The sequence below is a fragment of the Filimonas zeae genome, assembly GCF_014641615.1.
In the GTDB taxonomy this organism is placed as follows: Bacteria; Bacteroidota; Bacteroidia; order Chitinophagales; family Chitinophagaceae; genus Filimonas; species Filimonas zeae.
The window spans coordinates 165,779-183,800 of record NZ_BMIB01000001.1; the positions used below are offsets into that span (position 1 = coordinate 165,779).

Annotated in this window: 14 protein-coding genes and 1 tRNA gene; 8 read left to right on the forward strand and 7 right to left on the reverse strand. The window is 46.0% G+C overall.

What is annotated here, in order from left to right; translation table 11 throughout:
* The first annotated feature begins 375 nt into the window (after positions 1 to 375).
* A complete protein-coding gene (locus IEY13_RS00765) occupies positions 376 to 1,245 on the forward strand; it encodes a 3-keto-disaccharide hydrolase (RefSeq protein ID WP_188949715.1) in 870 nt (289 codons plus the stop codon).
* Between the two features lie 330 nt (positions 1,246 to 1,575).
* Positions 1,576 to 2,424 carry a DUF5694 domain-containing protein gene (locus tag IEY13_RS00770; protein WP_188949717.1) on the forward strand — a complete coding sequence of 283 codons (849 nt, stop codon included), beginning with the start codon at positions 1,576 to 1,578 and terminating at the stop codon, positions 2,422 to 2,424.
* A 124-nt stretch (positions 2,425 to 2,548) separates the two neighbouring features.
* Here the strand turns inward: IEY13_RS00770 and IEY13_RS00775 are convergent, their stop codons facing one another.
* Together IEY13_RS00775 and IEY13_RS00780 are read right to left on the reverse strand one after the other, a co-directional pair.
* A complete protein-coding gene (locus IEY13_RS00775) occupies positions 2,549 to 2,992 on the reverse strand; it encodes a hypothetical protein (protein ID WP_188949719.1) in 444 nt (147 codons plus the stop codon).
* 81 nt (positions 2,993 to 3,073) lie between these two features.
* Positions 3,074 to 3,157: transfer RNA gene (locus IEY13_RS00780), tRNA-Leu, on the reverse strand.
* Between the two features lie 210 nt (positions 3,158 to 3,367).
* Between IEY13_RS00780 and IEY13_RS00785 the strand changes: the two genes are divergently transcribed.
* The 3 genes from IEY13_RS00785 (at position 3,368) to IEY13_RS00795 (ending at position 8,011) form a co-directional block, all read left to right on the forward strand.
* Positions 3,368 to 4,567 (forward strand): NAD(P)-dependent oxidoreductase, encoded by a 1,200-nt coding sequence (locus IEY13_RS00785; RefSeq protein ID WP_188949721.1) that lies wholly within the window; start codon positions 3,368 to 3,370, stop codon positions 4,565 to 4,567.
* 271 nt (positions 4,568 to 4,838) lie between these two features.
* The gene (locus IEY13_RS00790; protein ID WP_188949723.1) at positions 4,839 to 7,181 is read left to right on the forward strand and encodes a TonB-dependent receptor; all 2,343 of its coding nucleotides are present in this window, start codon (positions 4,839 to 4,841) and stop codon (positions 7,179 to 7,181) included.
* Between the two features lie 11 nt (positions 7,182 to 7,192).
* A complete protein-coding gene (locus tag IEY13_RS00795) occupies positions 7,193 to 8,011 on the forward strand; it encodes a DUF4249 domain-containing protein (protein ID WP_188949725.1) in 819 nt (272 codons plus the stop codon).
* A 77-nt stretch (positions 8,012 to 8,088) separates the two neighbouring features.
* On the opposite strand, the gene IEY13_RS00800 is transcribed toward IEY13_RS00795, so the two are convergent.
* The 5 genes from IEY13_RS00800 to IEY13_RS00820 form a co-directional block, all read right to left on the reverse strand.
* Positions 8,089 to 8,823 (reverse strand): tRNA1(Val) (adenine(37)-N6)-methyltransferase, encoded by a 735-nt coding sequence (locus tag IEY13_RS00800; RefSeq protein WP_188949727.1) that lies wholly within the window; start codon positions 8,821 to 8,823, stop codon positions 8,089 to 8,091.
* 3 nt (positions 8,824 to 8,826) lie between these two features.
* A complete protein-coding gene (locus IEY13_RS00805) occupies positions 8,827 to 10,989 on the reverse strand; it encodes a S9 family peptidase (RefSeq protein ID WP_229687656.1) in 2,163 nt (720 codons plus the stop codon).
* A 117-nt stretch (positions 10,990 to 11,106) separates the two neighbouring features.
* Positions 11,107 to 11,868, reverse strand: a complete 762-nt coding sequence (locus tag IEY13_RS00810) for a succinate dehydrogenase/fumarate reductase iron-sulfur subunit (protein ID WP_188949729.1) — start codon at positions 11,866 to 11,868, stop codon at positions 11,107 to 11,109.
* Between the two features lie 53 nt (positions 11,869 to 11,921).
* A complete protein-coding gene (locus IEY13_RS00815; RefSeq protein ID WP_188949731.1) occupies positions 11,922 to 13,892 on the reverse strand; it encodes a fumarate reductase/succinate dehydrogenase flavoprotein subunit in 1,971 nt (656 codons plus the stop codon).
* Positions 13,893 to 13,960: 68 nt separating this feature from the next.
* Entirely contained in the window at positions 13,961 to 14,650 is a 690-nt protein-coding gene (locus tag IEY13_RS00820) for a succinate dehydrogenase cytochrome b subunit (RefSeq protein ID WP_188949733.1), read from the reverse strand.
* Positions 14,651 to 14,825: 175 nt separating this feature from the next.
* Between IEY13_RS00820 and IEY13_RS00825 the strand changes: the two genes are divergently transcribed.
* The 3 genes from IEY13_RS00825 to tsaD are packed head-to-tail and all read left to right on the forward strand — an operon-like array spanning position 14,826 to position 17,940.
* Positions 14,826 to 16,085, forward strand: coding sequence for an ABC transporter permease (locus IEY13_RS00825; RefSeq protein WP_188949735.1), 1,260 nt, complete (start codon positions 14,826 to 14,828; stop codon positions 16,083 to 16,085).
* Positions 16,086 to 16,145: 60 nt separating this feature from the next.
* The gene (locus tag IEY13_RS00830) at positions 16,146 to 16,901 is read left to right on the forward strand and encodes an MlaE family ABC transporter permease (RefSeq protein ID WP_229687658.1); all 756 of its coding nucleotides are present in this window, start codon (positions 16,146 to 16,148) and stop codon (positions 16,899 to 16,901) included.
* Positions 16,902 to 16,929: 28 nt separating this feature from the next.
* Positions 16,930 to 17,940, forward strand: coding sequence for a tRNA (adenosine(37)-N6)-threonylcarbamoyltransferase complex transferase subunit TsaD (gene tsaD / locus IEY13_RS00835; RefSeq protein WP_188949737.1), 1,011 nt, complete (start codon positions 16,930 to 16,932; stop codon positions 17,938 to 17,940).
* Positions 17,941 to 18,022: the final 82 nt, after the last annotated feature.

Sequence of the window (18,022 nt, forward strand, 5' to 3'; positions counted from 1 at the left end):
CATGGGGGCAGATGAAAACGGAAAGTTTTGAATTTGTACATGAAGGCAGAAAACTCAATGGATTGCTGGATATGCCTACGGAACAGCCGCCGGTTTCCCTGATTGTAATGATACAGGTTCCCGAAAGAGTAATGTAGTTGCGGGGAATGGTTATTATAGTTTGCGGGCGAACTTTGCAAAATTGGGTATTGCCTGTTGTACTTGGGATAAGCCGGGCTGTGGAAAAAGTGAAGGTGTTTAAAGAGAAAGGGAGTGCCCGATAAAATATGTGTCGTCTCATGGTCATAAAAGTATCGGAAAATGTATGATTTGTACAATTGCCCGGCCAGGGGGCGGAATAATTTTGTAGCATAAACAACCAGAAAAAATACACCAATGAAAAGAGAACTGATTACAACACTGTCGCTGCTCCTGATCGTTACATTATCAGGCATGCGGGTGGAAGAGCAATGGGAACAACTGTTGGATAAGAATATGTCCAGGTTCGAAAACTATCTGAGCTATGCGCATACCGAAGATTATAACGGTAGTATACCCAAAGATGCCCAGGGTAAACCTGTAGCCCCTATCGGCTACAACAAAGACCAGCATCGTGTTTTTTCCATCATAGATGATCCCTCCGGGCCTATCCTTCGAATCAGTGGAGAAATCTATGGTGCTCTTTTCACAAAGCAATCTTATAAAAACTACCACCTTACACTACAGGTTAGATGGGGCAACCTAAAACACAACCCCAGAAAGCGTAAGCTGAAAGATTCAGGCATCCTGTACCATTCCAATGGCGAGGCTGGTGCGGAGTATTGGAGGTCATGGATGCTCTCACAGGAATTTCAGATTATGGAAGGGCACATGGGCGATTTCTGGTGCCAGGCCACCGGGATGATTGATATCCGTTCCTTCCCCTCAGAAGGAACCATGAACCGTGTTGCTGATTCAACCGCTCCATTCGGAACCCTCGGGAAAGGCGGGGATATATTCTGTATGCGTTCAGGCAATTACGAAACGCCCAACAACGGCTGGAACACGCTGGAACTGATTTGCTTTGAAGGAAAAAGCCTGCACATCGTTAACGGAAAAGTGGTAATGATATTGAAAAACTCACGGTACAAAGCGGCCGATGGCACAGAGGTGCCGATGGACAGCGGAAAGATTCAACTACAGAGCGAAGGAGCCGAAGTTTTATACCGGGATATCAGGATCAGGCCATTAAAGAGCATGCCTGCAGCCTACACAAAGCTGTTTTAAAAGCAGATTTTATATAGTATTTACAAAGCCTTCCTGAAAGTTTCAGGTGACACACCTACCTGAGTTTTAAAAAGTTTACAGAAGTAAGAATTGTCGCGAAATTCAGTTCATAAGCAATTTCGGTTACTGTCAGCTCCAGGTTAGACAACGAAATTCAGAAGTGGGTAAGCTTGGACATCAAACATTCCACGCAGTTTTGTTAACATTTGACAGTCTGCGTGGAATGTTTTCACTTCACAACCAAAACAACATGATCTCCCTTACCAGGACAAGCTGGCCTGTCGCTACCACTTATATTTAGGTGTATATTTGCCCGCAATTTTTGATACTATGAGGATGTTATTGTTGCTTTTCTTACTACTTACCGTTAGCGTAGCCTATAGCCAACAAAAAATTAATGTTATACTAATTGGCCTTTACCATTTTAACAATCCCGGATTTGATGAAGGAAAGGTAAATGAAAGGAGTATATTGACAAAAGAAAATCAGGATGGTCTTGAGCATATCACTAACATAATTATTGAGAAGTATAAGCCAGAGAAAGTATTTGTTGAATACGATTATGCAGAGCATGATAAGCTGAATGTACTTTACTCCCTTTATAAAAGTGGAGCCGCATATTATAAAGCTGACACGTTAAATGATTTCAATAAACGTTTTTATGCGGAAAATGAGATATTTCAACTGGGGTTCCGCCTCGCAAAGAAAGCCGGGAATGATTCTGTGTATGCAATGGATTATGATAGAGTGCCTATAAGGTTTAATTTATTAAAATCTAAACTGGAGAATAATCCATATTTCACTTTTCCGGAGTATAAGGCCAGCATAACTGCGATGGAAGATTTTATGAATAGTTGTTTGAGCCACGAGAAACTGGAAGAGGTTCTGCTTTGTTTGAATAGTGACGAGCAGTATGCACTCAACAAGGGATTGTATATTTCTTTCCTGAACAGGGTAAATGATTCAACTGAGTTTTTTGGATCAGATCTGGTAGCCAGCTGGTATAAGCGTAACCTGATCATGTATGCGAATATCCAGAATGCGATAGGGGCAGCTGATAAAAATATTGTGATCATTGCAGGAGCGGGGCATGCGGCGATGATGGATGAGTTTATTAAGAATGATAAACGTTTTAATCTGGTGACGTTTGCGCAGGTATTGTCCGGTGCTCAAAAGTAATCTCAAACGTACTATTGGGGAATATGGCGTTCAAAAGGCTGCTGTTGAGCGAGTTCTGTTTTTCCAGGGAATCTAATTATTAAAGGATGTCATCAGCTGGTTATAAAAGAATTTAGTGGGCTACTTAAAAACCAGATATTCTATTTCTTATTTCAAAATAGCGGCTTATCCAGCTGAAGTCTCCCCCAATAGAGGGTAAAAAGTAGGTTTGCATTATCACACATACATTTCTTATTTTATGTCTCATTTTTTCAGGAGAAGGTTTTTCTGCAGAGTATGGTTGTAAAAAAGGAAATATTATTCCTTTCTCATCACCCATTTCCCTAAGTGCAATAAGGGCATCCTCCCGTTTAAATCGGTTGGTATCACTCTGTTCAGGCCATATACTAAATTCCAGTTTGCCTTCAAACCCTACTTCAAAAGTAAAATCGCAATGTGGAAAGCGCATAATAATCATCGAAGGCAGGTCATCAATTAGCAGGTAGGAGGCAGGCCATGAAAATGTTTCCAATATTTCCTGAAGCATTGGGAGGGTTAAAATGCCCCGGCCGTTATATCTTTCTTCCATGTAAGTTTTCTTTATAGGTATTAAGGCTGTGCTATAAAACAAAAAAGCCTCACATTTTACTTGTGAGGCTTTTTGCCTATGTGCCCAGAACAGGAATCGAACCTGCACTCCCTTGCGAGAACAAGATTTTGAGTCTAGCGCGTCTACCAATTCCGCCATCTGGGCCTCAAACTCTCCTTTAACAGGGCTGCAATATTAGGCTTTCCTTTTATTACGGCCAAAATACAGCGGGTTATTTTTTGCGAAGCTGTTAATCTTTTACTTACAGCAGCTTTTTTTAGGCAGCAATACTTTGCGTATCATGCTCCATATCTTACTTAATAGCTTCATTGTTCAGCGCTCCTTTTTCTTATCTTCAAAAGCAAATTTACCGGAATGCTTACGATTGGCCTTATCAGAGAAGGGAAAACACCTACCGACAACCGTGTAGCCCTTACACCGGCGCAGTGCAAATGGTTGTTAAAAAACAGACCCGATGTGCACATATTGGTGGAATCATCGCCCGGAAGGTGTTTTTCCGATGAGGAATACCGCAGGGCGGGTATTACGGTAACTGACGATATAAGTAGCTGCGATATACTGTTGGGTATTAAGGAAGTGCCGGTACAGCAGCTGCTGCCGGGTAAAACCTATTTGTTTTTCAGCCATACGCGTAAAAAACAACCCCACAACCAGGCCATGCTGCATACCATGATGGACAGGGGTATTACCCTGATAGACTATGAGTGTCTGGAACATGAGGATGGGCAGCGTATTATTGGCTTCGGCTTTTTTGCCGGTATTGTGGGCGCGCACAACGGCCTGATGGCTTACGGCAAACGCACGGGCCAGTACCAGCTGGAGCATGTGTATAAGCACAAAGATTACCGGGCCTTAATTCACACCTACTTCGGGCTAAAACTGCCCAATATTAAAATAGCAGTTACCGGCAGTGGCCGCGTGGCACATGGTATACTGGAGATTATGAACCTGGTAGATGTGCAGGAGGTGGAACCGGAGGAATATCTGCAGCGCAGCTTTACCTACCCGGTATATGTGCATCTGAAAGGGCGCGACCTGTACCGGCATGCTACCACGGGCGATTATAACCGCGAACATTTTCATGAACATCCCAATGAATACCAATGCCTGTTTCGCCAATACCTGCCACATACAGATGTGCTGATGAATGGCATTTACTGGGCGCAGGATATACCCCGTTTATTTGAGTGGGAGGATATGCAGCGGCCGGAGTTTGCTATACAAACCATTGCAGATATTACCGATGATACCGGGGGCAGTATACCCTGCAACCTGGGTGATGGTACTATTGATAATCCGGTATACGGCGTTCATCGTACCACACGAGAAAAACTGACACCTTACCATAAAGATGGAGTAGATGTTATGGCAGTGGGTAACCTGCCTAACGAGCTGCCAAGGGATGCCAGCCGGTATTTTGGCGAACAGTTGCTAAAACATATCCTGCATGACTTGCTGGGAAATGGCAGTGTTACTATTGACCGGGCTACTATTCTTAAAAACGGGCAGCTGACCGCTCCGTTTGATTATCTGCACCATTATGCTGCGCATTAACACCTGTTCGTATACCATTTGCCGGTAAATGGCGGCAAACTGCCGGTAAAACTGCTTACCGATGTACATATGATGATAATTTTTGTATAAACGGTAGAACTGCGTTGCGCATTTCATGCTATGTTTGCCGCGCAACTAAACAACGTGTTCGGGCAAACAATTGTGATGGATGTTTCGTACAGGAAACCGGGATGGGGAAATGAACGCGATGTATACTAACTCTCTGCTTATACAAGATATTGTTTTAATTAACCCGGTTTACACAGCAGCAATGAAAGAAGCAACGACAAAGTTCCTGTTGATGGCAACAGCCGTACTTATGTTTTTATTCCATGCCCAGGCACAGGATAAAGCATCGGTAAGCGGTGTTGTAAAATCAAAGAAAAACGGCGAAACCCTGATAGGGGCGTCTGTAAGGGTAGCGGCCCTTAATGTGGGCACTACCAGTAATGAGTATGGTTTTTACTCCCTTTCGTTACCCAAAGGTAAACACGTGCTGGAGATAAGCGCCGTAGGTGTGGCCATTAAGCAGCTGGAGATTAACCTTACCGGTAACCTGCGTATGGATGTGGCGCTGGAAGAAGCCAATGCCAACGAGTTACAGGGTGTGGTGGTAAAATCTTCCTCTACCATGTCGGGCCGCAGCTTAAGCAGCACCCAGATGGGCGTGGAAAAGTTAACCATGAAAGAAACCAAAAACATTCCGGTGCTGTTGGGCGAGCGGGATGTGTTGAAAACCGTACAACTGTTGCCCGGTATTAAATCTGCCGGTGAAGGTAGCAGCGGGTTTTATGTACGTGGCGGTGCAGCCGATCAGAACCTGATTTTGCTGGATGAAGCGCCGGTATACAATGCCTCGCACCTGTTGGGTTTCTTTTCTACGTTTAACTCCGATGCCATTAAAGATATTAACGTATACAAAGGCGGTATGCCTGCGCAGTACGGTGGCCGTTTATCCTCTGTACTGGATATAAAAATGAATGATGGTAACAACCAGGATTATAACGTTGGTGGCAGCTTGGGATTAATTTCTGCCAAGCTGAACGTGGAAGGGCCTATTCAGAAAGACAAATCTTCTTTTCTGGTTTCCGGCCGCAGAACCTACATTGATATGTTTCTGAAGGCATCTAAGGATACCGCCATTAACCAGAACACCCTGTATTTTTACGATCTGAATGGTAAAATGAACTTTACCCTGGGCAGTAAAGACAGGCTGTACCTGAGCGGTTATTTTGGCCGTGATAAACTGGGCGTAGGTAAAACCTTTGCGCTTAACTGGGGTAACGGAACCGGTACCCTGCGCTGGAACCACATTTTCAGCAACAAGTTGTTCAGCAATACCTCTTTAATATTCAGTAACTACGATTATAAAATTTCTATCCGCAGCGGCAGTAACGATGTGGATGTGTTTTCACAAATCAGAGACTGGAACATTAAGGAAGAACTGCAGTGGTACGTGAGTGATAAGCACAACCTGCGTATGGGGGTAAACGCTATTTACCACACTATGCGCCCTGGTGAAATTACCTCTTCTGAATCATCCAACTTTAACAACAGCATTCTGCAGCGCAGATACAGCTGGGAAAATGCGGCTTATGTAAGTGATGTGTGGAAGGTATCGCCTAAGTTTAACCTGAGCTATGGCGTACGTGCTACTGCCTTCAGCATACTGGGTAAAGGCGATTTTTATAATATAGATGCAGATGGGAAGGTAACCGATACGGTACATTACAATGATGGCCAGGTAGTAAAAACCTATTTTAACCTGGAGCCACGCGCAGCGGCCAGCTATCAGCTGAACAGTTCTACCTCGTTAAAAACATCTTATGTACGTAACGTACAAAACCTGCACCTGATTTCTAACTCCACCTCTGCTTCCCCTACCGATAAGTGGGTGGCCAGTACCAATATTATTAAGCCGGAGATATCTGACCAGGTATCGCTGGGTTATTATAAAAACCTGGGCAACAATGTGTATGAGTTAACGGTAGAAGCGTACTACAAAACCATGCAGAACCAGGTGGATTACCGCGATGGTGCAGATGTGTTTAACAACGATGCTATTGAAACGCAACTGCTGTTTGGTAAGGGCCGTGCGTATGGTATTGAGTGGTTGCTGAAAAAGAAAGCAGGACAGTTTACCGGCTGGTTAAGCTATACGCTGTCTAAAACAGAGCGTAAGATTAACGGTATTAACAACGGCGAATGGTACAATGCCCGCCAGGACAGAACGCATGATATTGCTATTGTGGGTATGTACCAGTTGAACGATAAATGGACATTCAGCGCTAACTGGATTTTCTATACCGGTGATGCCATTACTTTCCCCAGCGGTAAGTATAAGGTGGATGACCAGGTGGTGTATTATTATACCGAGCGTAACGGTTACCGTATGCCAAACTACCACAGGCTGGATTTGGGTGCTACCTTACAGCTGGCTAAAAGGAAGAAGTTCAGCAGTGAGCTTACTTTCAGTCTGTACAACGCTTACGGCAGGGAGAATGCGTATACCATCAACTTCCGCGAAAGCAAAGACGATCCTAACAAAACAGAAGCGGTACGTGTAGCGTTATTCAAGTTTGTGCCGTCTGTTTCTTACAACTTCAAATTCTAATATTCATGCGAATGAAAAAGATACTTCACTTATCGCTTACACTGCTGGCGGCCGGAATGTTTGCCTCCTGCGAGCGGGTAATTGATATTAACCTTAACAATGCCGCCCCCAAATATGTAATTGAAGGGGTAATTACCAACCAGCCTAATGTGCCTGCAAAGGTGCTGATTACGCAAACCAAAAACTTTTCGGAAGACAATACTTTTCCGCCGGTAACAGGTGCTACTGTTACGGTAAGCGATAACGGCGGCGCGCCGGTTACGCTGGAAGCTAAAGCAGATGGCAGTTACCAGACATCTGCTTTTGTGGGTACACCGGGCCATACCTACGTGTTAAACGTGGTAATAAATGGCGCTGCTTTTACTGCTACCTCTACCATGCCGCAGCAGGTAAATATGGATAGCCTGTATACCAGCGATGAAAATTTGTTTGGGGATGTTATTAAAATAGCGAACGTAGATTTTAAAGATCCTGTGGGTAAGGGCAATGCGTACCGCTGGGTACAATACATTAACGGCAGAAAAGAGAAAACCATTTTTGTGCGCGATGATGATTTAACCGATGGTAAAGATGTACAGCGTAAACTGTTTTATTTTAACGATGATGATGACGATGATACACGTGATATTAAATTAAATGACAACCTGCGTATTGAGCAGTTGTGTATTGATATGAACGTATACAAATACTGGTACAGCTTAGATGCCAGCGCTACCGGCGAAAACCAGCAGGCTACCCCTGCCAACCCGGTAACCAATATTAAAGGTGGTGCGCTGGGGTATTTTAGCGCACATACCTACCAGGTAAAAGAGATTACAGTAGCGCAGTAAGCGATTATAAAGTTTGAAGGAAAAAAAGGAAGCTGTTTCCACGTTGGGGCAGCTTCCTTTTTTTTATTTATGTGCGGCTACAGATGCAGGTAATAAGGGCTTAACAGCTGTGTAAATTCAGGCGTGTAAGCGTTATCCGCATCTTTAATAACTATGCTTTCGGTAACGGCGTTGTACGCCTGCGTAGCGCCACGGCTCAGCAGCAGCATGGTGCGGAAGGGCGTGTGCCTGGGCGTTTGCTGTACGGCTGCTGCGGCCTGTACCTGCCATTGGTGCTTATGGGCCAGCGCCAGCGCTTCCTGGTTACGGTGCCAGGGCAGCAGCAGTGCAAACTGAGCCCGTGGCTGTGCCAGCGTGCCGGCAGCAATAAACAACTCATCCAATGAAAGGGCTGCACTGTGCAGGGCCAGGTTGCGTTTGTTATCGCTGCTTTTAAGATCGTTTTCAAAAAACGGAGGATTGCTCACCACCAGCTCATATCCATTGTCTGTACCCCCGTATAGCTGCACCGGCAGGGTATGTACCCGCAGGCGCTGCTGCCAGGGGCAGGCTGCAAAATTACTGCCTGCCTGTAAGGCCGCCTGCTCATCAATCTCCACCGCATCAATATCCGCTTCAATAGCCTGCGCCAGCATCAGCGATAACAAACCGGTACCCGCGCCTATATCCAGTATTTTTTTGATTTTTCCCTTTTGACTTTTAACTTTCTCCACCACCCATGCACCAAACAAACAGGCATCGGTACACACCTTCATAGCACAGGCTTCCTGGTGTACGGTAAACTGTTTAAACTGAAAATATCCGTTGGGCATTGCTTATTCTGTAATGCCTTCCAGCGTTAATAAAAAGGCGTAGTCCTGCGCAATATCTTTCAGGTAATCAAACCGGCCGCTGGCTCCGCCATGCCCAAAGTCCATATTGGTATGCAGTAACAGCAGGTTGTTGTCTGTTTTAGTGGCACGCAGTCTGGCTACCCATTTGGCTGGTTCAAAGTACTGTACCTGACTATCGTGCAGGCCGGTAGTTACCAGCATATTGGGGTAGGCTTTGGCCTGTACATTTTCGTAAGGCGAATAGCTTTTCATATAATCGTACGCCTCTTTGTTTTTAGGGTTACCCCATTCGTCAAACTCGTTGGTGGTAAGGGGTATGCTTTCATCCAGCATGGTGTTTACCACATCTACAAAAGGCACATCGGCTATTACGCCATGCCACAGTTCCGGTGCCAGGTTAACCACAGCGCCCATTAACAGGCCACCGGCGCTGCCACCCTGTGCATACAGGTGTGCTTTGCTGGTATATTTTTCCTGTATCAGGTATTCCGCACAGTCAATAAAATCAGTAAACGTGTTTTTCTTTTTCAGCATTTTACCATCTTCATACCATTGGCGGCCCATTTCCTGCCCGCCTCTTATATGTGCTATGGCATATACAAAACCACGGTTAAGCAGGCTAAGGCGTGCGCTGCTGAAAGTGGCATCCATACTGCTGCCGTACGAGCCGTAAGCATACAGCAGTAAAGGAGCATTGCCATCTTTTACAAATCCTTTCTTATACACCAGCGATATGGGCACCTTTGAACCGTCTTTTGCGGTAGCATACAGCCGCTCAGAGGCATAATCGCCGGGGTTATATCCACCCACAATTTCCTGCTGCTTTTTAAGTGTTTTTTCGCCGGTAAGCAGATTGTAATCGTACACGCTGCTGGGTGTGGTTAAAGAGGTATAGGCATACCGCAGGGTAGTGCTGTTGTATTCCGGATTGCCGGAGGTGTAGGCCATGTAAGCAGGCTCGCCAAAATCCAGATAATGCTCGCTGTTATCGGCCAGTTTGCGTATACGCAGCTGCATCAGGCCGTTTTTACGTTCAGATACTACCAGGTAGTCTTTAAACACTTCAATATCTTCCAGCAATACATCTGTACGGTGGGGGATGACCTCTTTCCAGTTTTCCACGCCGGTTTTATCCAGCGGGCATTCCATTAACCGGAAGTTTTTGGCGTCTTTATTAGTAATGATAAGGAATTTGCCTTCTACCGGAGTGGCATAGTACAATACCTCTTTCAGGCGCGGCTGAAACAGCTGAAACTGGCCGTTGGGCTCGTTGGCGTTAAGAAAGCGTACCTCGGAAGAAAGCGTAGCTTCGGATGATATAAGAATGTAAGCGCCGGATTTGGATTTGCCTACACCTATGTAATTGCTTTTATCCTGCTCCTCATACACCACTACATCCTGTTCAACCGGGGTATGCAGGGTATGCCTTTTAATTTTTTCCGATAACAGTGTTTCCGGGTTGTTGGCGGTGTAAAACAGGGTTTTGTTATCGTTAGCCCAGGCTACGCCACCGCTGGTTTGGGCAATAACATCCGTATATATTTCGCCGGTGGCCAGGTTTTTAATATGAATGGTATACTGGCGGCGCGATACGGTGTCTACCCCAAAAGCCAGCAAATTGTTATCGGGGCTTATGCTAAAGCCGGCAGCGGCATAGTAGGCGTGGCCCTTGGCCATTTCATCCACATCCAGCAGCAGTTCTTCCGGTGCTTCCAGCGTGCCTTTTTTGCGGCAGTATTTGTAATACTGTTTACCATCTTCGGTACGGGTATAATAGAAGTAGCCGTTTTTAAAAACGGGCACCGATTCATCTTTTTCTTTAATACGCTTTTTCATTTCGTTGAAAAGCGTGGTTTGCAGTGGTTTGGTACCGGCCATCATGGTATCCAGATACGCGTTTTCTGCTTTCAGATAATCTACCACCGCAGTGCTGTCAGGCCCTTTTTTAAAAAAGTCTATCATCCAGTAATAGGGATCGTTTACCGTATCGCCGTGGATGGTTCTGATATGCTCTTTTATGGCGGCTACAGGCGGCTGTACGCCCTGGGGCCATTGGTATTCGTTCTGTTTCATGTTTGCATTATTACGGGTGTTACAGGCTGCCAGTAACACGGGCAGCATACAGGCCAGGGTGTGTAGTTTCATTACGTTACAGGTTTACAATAAATATAGTATTAAAACACAGAAGACTGTTCGTGCAGGAACAGTCTTCTGGCTATTGGTACAAGTATGTATGTAAACCGGCACTCCGGCTGGTTTCAGTTATTCTGAAATCAGCGAAGCCAGGGTATACTCTTTGTTTAAGCGGGCAATATTGCTGAGGGAGATACCTTTAGGACAGGTAGCTTCGCACGCACCGGTGTTGGTACAGCCGCCAAAGCCTTCTTTGTCCATCTGGGCAATCATGTTCAGTACCCTGCTTTCTTTTTCCGGTTCGCCCTGTGGCAGTAAGGCCAGGTGAGAAACCTTGGCGCTTACAAACAGCATAGCAGAACTGTTTTTACAGGCCGCTACGCAGGCACCGCAACCAATACAGGCAGCAGCAGCAAAAGCAGCATCTGCATGGTCTTTCTTAATAGGCAGTGAGTTGGCATCTACTGCGTTACCGGTATTTACAGAGATGTAACCACCGCTCTGAATAATACGGTCGAAAGATGAACGGTCCGTTACCAGATCTTTAATAACCGGGAAAGCCTTGGCTCTCCATGGCTCCACCACAATGGTATCGCCATCTTTAAACGCACGCATGTGCAGCTGGCAGGTGGTGTTAAGCTCCCACGGGCCATGGGGCTTACCGTTGATATACATAGAGCAGGCGCCACAGATACCTTCACGACAGTCGTGATCAAATGCAATAGCGTCTTTACCCTCGTGAATCAGTTGCTCGTTCAGCACATCAAACATTTCCAGAAAAGACATTTCAGAAGAAATGCCATTTACCTTGTATGTTTCAAATTTGCCTTTCTTGTCGCTGTTCTCTTGTCTCCACACTTTCAGTGTGAGGTTCATATTATAATGTTCCATAGCAACCTCCGTTATCCCCGTGAGGGGAGGGTTTTAATGGTTTGAGTATTTAATTATTTGTAGTTACGTTGTGATGGTTTAATCACCTCGTACTTCAGTTCTTCTTTACACAGTTCCCAGTCGTGCTCGCCTTTGTACTTCCATGCAGCTACATACATGTAGTTGGCATCGTCGCGCAGTGCTTCACCATCTTCTGTCTGAGACTCTTCCCGGAAGTGACCGCCGCAGCTTTCATTTCTGTTCAGGGCATCAATACACATCAGCTCACCCAGCTCAATAAAGTCAGCCACACGGCCTGCTTTATCCAGTTCAGGGTTATACTCATTAATGGTACCAGGAATCTTCACATCACTCCAGAATTCTTTTTTCAGCGCGCGTATTTCTTCAATCGCTTCTTTTAAGCCTTCTGCAGTACGGCCCATACCGCACTTTTCCCACATAATTTTACCCAGGCGCTTGTGCAGGCTTTCTACCGTTTGCTTACCCTTAATGTTCATGAGGGTGTTTAAGCGGTCGGCCACCTCTTTTTCTGCCGCAGCAAATGCAGGGTGATCGGTAGATTCGGCTTTTTTATAAATTTCATCGGCCAGGTAGTTACCGATAGTGTAAGGAATAACAAAGTAACCATCGGCCAGGCCCTGCATCAGTGCAGAAGCACCTAAGCGGTTTGCACCGTGGTCGCTGAAGTTGGCTTCGCCCAGGGCATACATGCCGGGTACAGCCGTCATCAGTTCATAATCTACCCAAACACCACCCATGGTATAGTGTACCGCAGGGTAAATACGCATTGGGGTTTCGTATGGGTTTTCGCCGGTAATTTTGTCGTACATATCAAACAGGTTACCGTACTTCTCTTTTACTACCGCCAAACCGTGCTCACGAACAATCTGAGGGGTAGGATCGATACCCAGTTTACCACATTCAATTTTACCGTAACGGATAATCGCATCTGCAAAATCCAGGTATACCGCCTGCTTGGAAGTACCTACACCGTAACCGGCATCGCATCTTTCTTTGGCAGCGCGGGAAGCCACGTCGCGTGGTACCAGGTTACCAAAGGCAGGATACCTTCTTTCCAGGTAGTAATCGCGCTCATCTTCCGGTATGTCAGCCGCTTTGCGGGTATCGTTCTGTTTTTTAGGCACCCAGATACGTCCGTCGTTACGCAGCGACTCAGACATCAGCGTAAGCTTGCTCTGGTAATCGCCCGATACGGGGATACAGGTGGGGTGAATCTGCGTATAGCAGGGGTTGGCAAAGTGTGCGCCTTTTTTGTGTGCTTTCCATGCGGCAGTAACGTTGCTGCCCATGGCGTTGGTGCTGAGGTAAAACACGTTACCATAACCACCGCTGCACAACAGTACAGCGTGGCCAAAGTGGCGCTCCAGTTTACCGGTTACCAGATCGCGGGCAATAATACCGCGGGCAACACCATCAATAGTAACCACTTCCAGCATTTCGTGGCGGCTGTACTGGGTAACCGTACCCAGTGCTACCTGGCGCTCCAGTGCCTGGTAAGCACCTATCAGCAACTGCTGACCGGTTTGGCCTGCAGCGTAAAAGGTACGTTGTACCTGTGTACCACCAAAAGAACGGTTGCTTAATAAACCACCATATTCACGGGCAAAAGGTACACCCTGTGCCACGCACTGGTCAATAATAGCGGCGCTTACTTCCGCCAGGCGATGCACGTTGGCTTCGCGTGCGCGGTAGTCGCCACCTTTAATGGTATCGTAAAACAAACGGAACACAGAGTCACCGTCGTTCTGATAGTTTTTTGCGGCATTAATACCACCCTGTGCGGCAATGGAGTGCGCGCGGCGGGGGCTATCCTGGAAACAGAAGGTTTTAACTTTATAACCCATTTCGCCCAGTGCGGCAGCAGCAGAAGCACCTGCCAGACCGGTTCCTATAATAATTACTTCCAGTTTACGCTTGTTGGCAGGGTTCACCAGTTTACAATGACCCTTATAATCAGTCCACTTTTCCTCTAACTTTCCTGCAGGAATCTTTGAGTCTAACATTTTTTCGAGTTTATAAGTTTACAAGTTAACAGGCTGCAAAGCCTGCGTATTGTTCTTACGCTAAGAGATTATTTTACCCAGCCAAAGTACATGCTGATGGGCATCATGGCAAAAGCCAGTGGTACGATAACAGAGAAACCGTAACCGATAGCTTTAAGCATAGCTACATAACGTTTGTTATGCACACCCATGGTTCTGAAAGCGCTCTGGAAACCATGCGCCAGGTGATAGGCCAGAGAAATACAGCCAATCACATACAGAATAACCACTCCGATGTTTTCCTGGAAAGTAGCCATCATCAGTGAAAACAGGTCGTGTACTTCCACACCATTAGGCAGGGTAGTTTCTGCAACGCCGGTAAAACGGGAAGGAATCCAGAAATGCACCATGTGCACTACCAGAAACAGCAGAATAATAGTACCCAGCAAACCCATGCTGCGGCTGTACCATTTACTACCTCTGTTTCCATAGCTAACGGCATAAGGGGTGCCTCTTTTGCTGCGGTTGCTTGCTTCCAGCATTAAACCCTGAATAATGTGTAACAGGATAAATACAAAAAGCCCGATTTCGAGTACGCGGGGCACCACATTATCACCCATGAAGTGAGCGGCCCTGTTAAACATAACACCACCGTCCATAGCCCAGATACAGGCATTCAGCCCTGCGTGAACTATTAAGAATAAAATCAGGAAAATTCCGGAAAGGCCCATTGTCAGTTTTTGGCCAACAGAAGAAGTAAACACTTGTTTCCAGGTCATAATGAGATATTTGTGAAGAAATTCTGCGCAAAGGTATAACAGGAACGTCAGTTTACGTTTTTTGGAAAAATTTATTTTTCAGTAAGTTTTGAAATACTCAATGATAACGGGCGTTAGCTACCGCTCATAAAAATGACTGCGGTTGCTTTGTACAGGGGCTGTAAATTTGAAATATATGATTAAGGTAGCCGGTATTTTATGGAACAGCTTTATGATGGCTTTACAGGAGCTAAAGGTAAATAAGCTGCGTACTTTTTTATCGCTCTTTGGTATTACCATTGGTATCTTCTGCATTATTGGCGTACTGGCTACCGTAGGCAGTATGGAAGCGCAGATACAGAGGGAAATAAGCGATATCGGCTCTAATAGTATTTATATAGATAAATGGGAATACACCAACAGCAACGATTACCCCTGGTGGAAATATGTAAACAGGCCCGTGCCTAAATACAAAGAAGTGGCTTTTATAAAAGAGCGTAGCCACCTGGCTGCTTATGTAAGTTACTATAACTCTGTTACCACCAGCATTGCGTATGAGGATAACCAACTGAGCAACGTGGCGGTATATGGGGTAAGTGAAGACTTTGATAATATACAAACCGTAGATATTGCCTATGGCCGTTATTTAACAGATGCAGAGTTTTCACGTGGCTCGCCGGTAACAGTAATTGGTTACGAAAACGCAGAGCAGTTATTTGGTAATGCAGAGCGCGCGGTAGGTAAGGTAATTTCGTTTGATAAAAAGAATGTAACGGTTACCGGGGTGGTGGCCAAGCAGGGCGCCTCTATTATGGGCGGTGGTGGGTACGATTATGACCACGCGATAATAGTAAGCTATCGTTTTTTTGCTTCCAAATACAATGTAAACGCTACGTATCTGGACCCTTATATAATGGTGAAGGCAAAAGAAGGGGTGCCTTCCACAGCCTTGCAGGATGAGCTGAAAGGCGTAATGCGCCAGATACGTCAGCTGAAGCCTACGGAAGAAGATGATTTCTCCTTAAACGATATCAATTCATTCAGCGAGCAGATAGGCAGCTTCTTTGGTTCAGTAAACCTGGGTGGCTGGCTGATAGCCGGGTTAAGCCTGGTGGTGGGTGCTTTTGGGGTGGCTAACATTATGTTTGTTACGGTAAAAGAAAGAACCAGCCAGATTGGTTTAAAGAAAGCGATTGGTGCCAAAAGCAGCATTATACTGTACGAGTTTTTAATGGAAAGCGCCTTCCTGTGTATCATGGGTGGCTTTTTTGGCTTGCTGCTGGTGTGGTTGCTGGCGGCTGGTTTAAGTGCGGTAATGCCTTTTAAAATTATAGTAGCGGGTAATATTATTATACTGGCCTTTTCTATCTGCCTTATTTTAGGGGTGGCTGCGGGCATAATACCGGCGCGGATGGCCGCGCGCATGAACCCGGTAGATGCTATACGCTCTAAATAATTGCGGTATGCGAAAATATTGTGTGGCTGAATAAGGGGCGTTGGGTGTAACTTGCAGCCCGTGAAGCATCTGGTAGCACTTTTAACCCTTACAGGCAGGTACATATTTTTTATACGATCGGCATTTCGCAAACCGGAGAACCGTAATGTTTACTGGCGGGCTTTTATTGAGCAGTGTGAAGAGATTGGGCTGCGTTCGTTTTGGGTAGTATTGGGCATCTCTGCCTTTTTGGGTATGGTAACCGTTGTACAAACGGCTTACATGATTACTATTCCTGTTATTCCCAAGTTTGTAATAGGTATGGTAGCGCGCGATTCGGTAATACTGGAACTGGCGCCTACCGGTCTGGGCTGTGTGCTTTCTTCCATTGTAGGCTACCGCATTGCCGCGGAAATTGGTTATATGCGTTTGAGCGAGCAGATTGATGCACAGGAAATGATGGGCATTAATACCAAAGCATTTATTATTCTGCCACGCGTGTTTGCGGGCCTGTATATGATACCGTTGCTGATGATTTTATCTATAGTGGTAAGTTTGGTAGCAGGTGGTATTGCCGGCGTATCGCGTGGTATTTTAACGGAGCATCAATACCGCTTTGGATTGCTGAACGATTTTAAGCCATCGGGTGTAACCATGGCCTTTGTAAAAATATTTGTGTTTTCTTTTCTTATACCTACCATTTCCAGCTTTATGGGGTATTATGCAAAAGGCGATGAGCTGCAGGTAACCAAAGCGGCTACCCGGTCGGTTACGGTAAACTGCGTATTGATATTGCTGGCAGACTATATTATCACCTCTATCATGCTGGACTTTTAAGCTGCATTTTTCGCCGTAGTTTTGCGGCGTGAAACAAGACATCAGAATACTGGCCATTGAGTCAAGCTGCGACGAAACCAGTGCGTCCATTTGCGAAAACGGGAAAATTTTATCGAATTATATAGCCGGGCAGGCAGTGCACGAAAAGTACGGCGGGGTGGTGCCCGAGCTGGCCAGCCGTGCACATATGCAGAATATTATTCCGGTAGTACATGCTGCTTTAGAAACGGCAGGTACGGAATTACATGCTATAGACGCCATTGCTTTTACCCAGGCACCGGGCCTTATAGGCAGTTTGCTGGTAGGGGCGCAGTTTGCCAAATCGCTGGCGCTGGCGCTGGATAAACCCCTGATTGCCGTACACCATATGCAGGCGCATGTACTGGCTAATCTGATAGAAGACCCCAAGCCGGAATTTCCCTTTCTGTGCCTTACCGTAAGTGGTGGCCATACCCAGATAGTACTGGCACACAGCCCTTTGCACCTGGAAGTGCTGGGCGAAACCATTGATGATGCGGCGGGAGAGGCGTTTGACAAAACAGCCAAATTACTGGGGTTGCCTTACCCTGGCGGGCCACTGGTTGATAAATATGCCCAACAGGGCGATGCTAAAGCATTTACGTTTGCCGAGCCGCAGATACCCGACCTGAATTTCTCGTTCAGCGGTTTAAAAACCTCAGTGCTGTATTTTTTACAGGCGCAAACCAAAGCTAACCCGCAGTTTGTGCAGGAAAACCTGGTAAACCTGTGTGCCAGTGTACAGCATACCATTATAAACATTCTGATGAAAAAGGTAAAAAAGGCGGTGCAGCAAACAGGCATTCGCCGGGTGTGCATTGCCGGTGGGGTAAGTGCCAACAGCGGCCTGCGCAGTCGTTTGCAGCAGATGGGGCAGGAGCAGGGCTGGAAAACATTTATTCCTTCGTTTCAGTATTGTACCGATAATGCGGGTATGATTGCCATTACTGCCTACCACCAGTACCTGGGTGGAAAATTTACCACACTGGATGCGGGACCATCGGCCCGGTCGGAATGGTAGCTGTAGGGGCGCATAACTGATTTAAGGGGTTAGATTACAGTGGTTTATAAAATACAAGCCCTAATTTTGGCACTGCAATTGC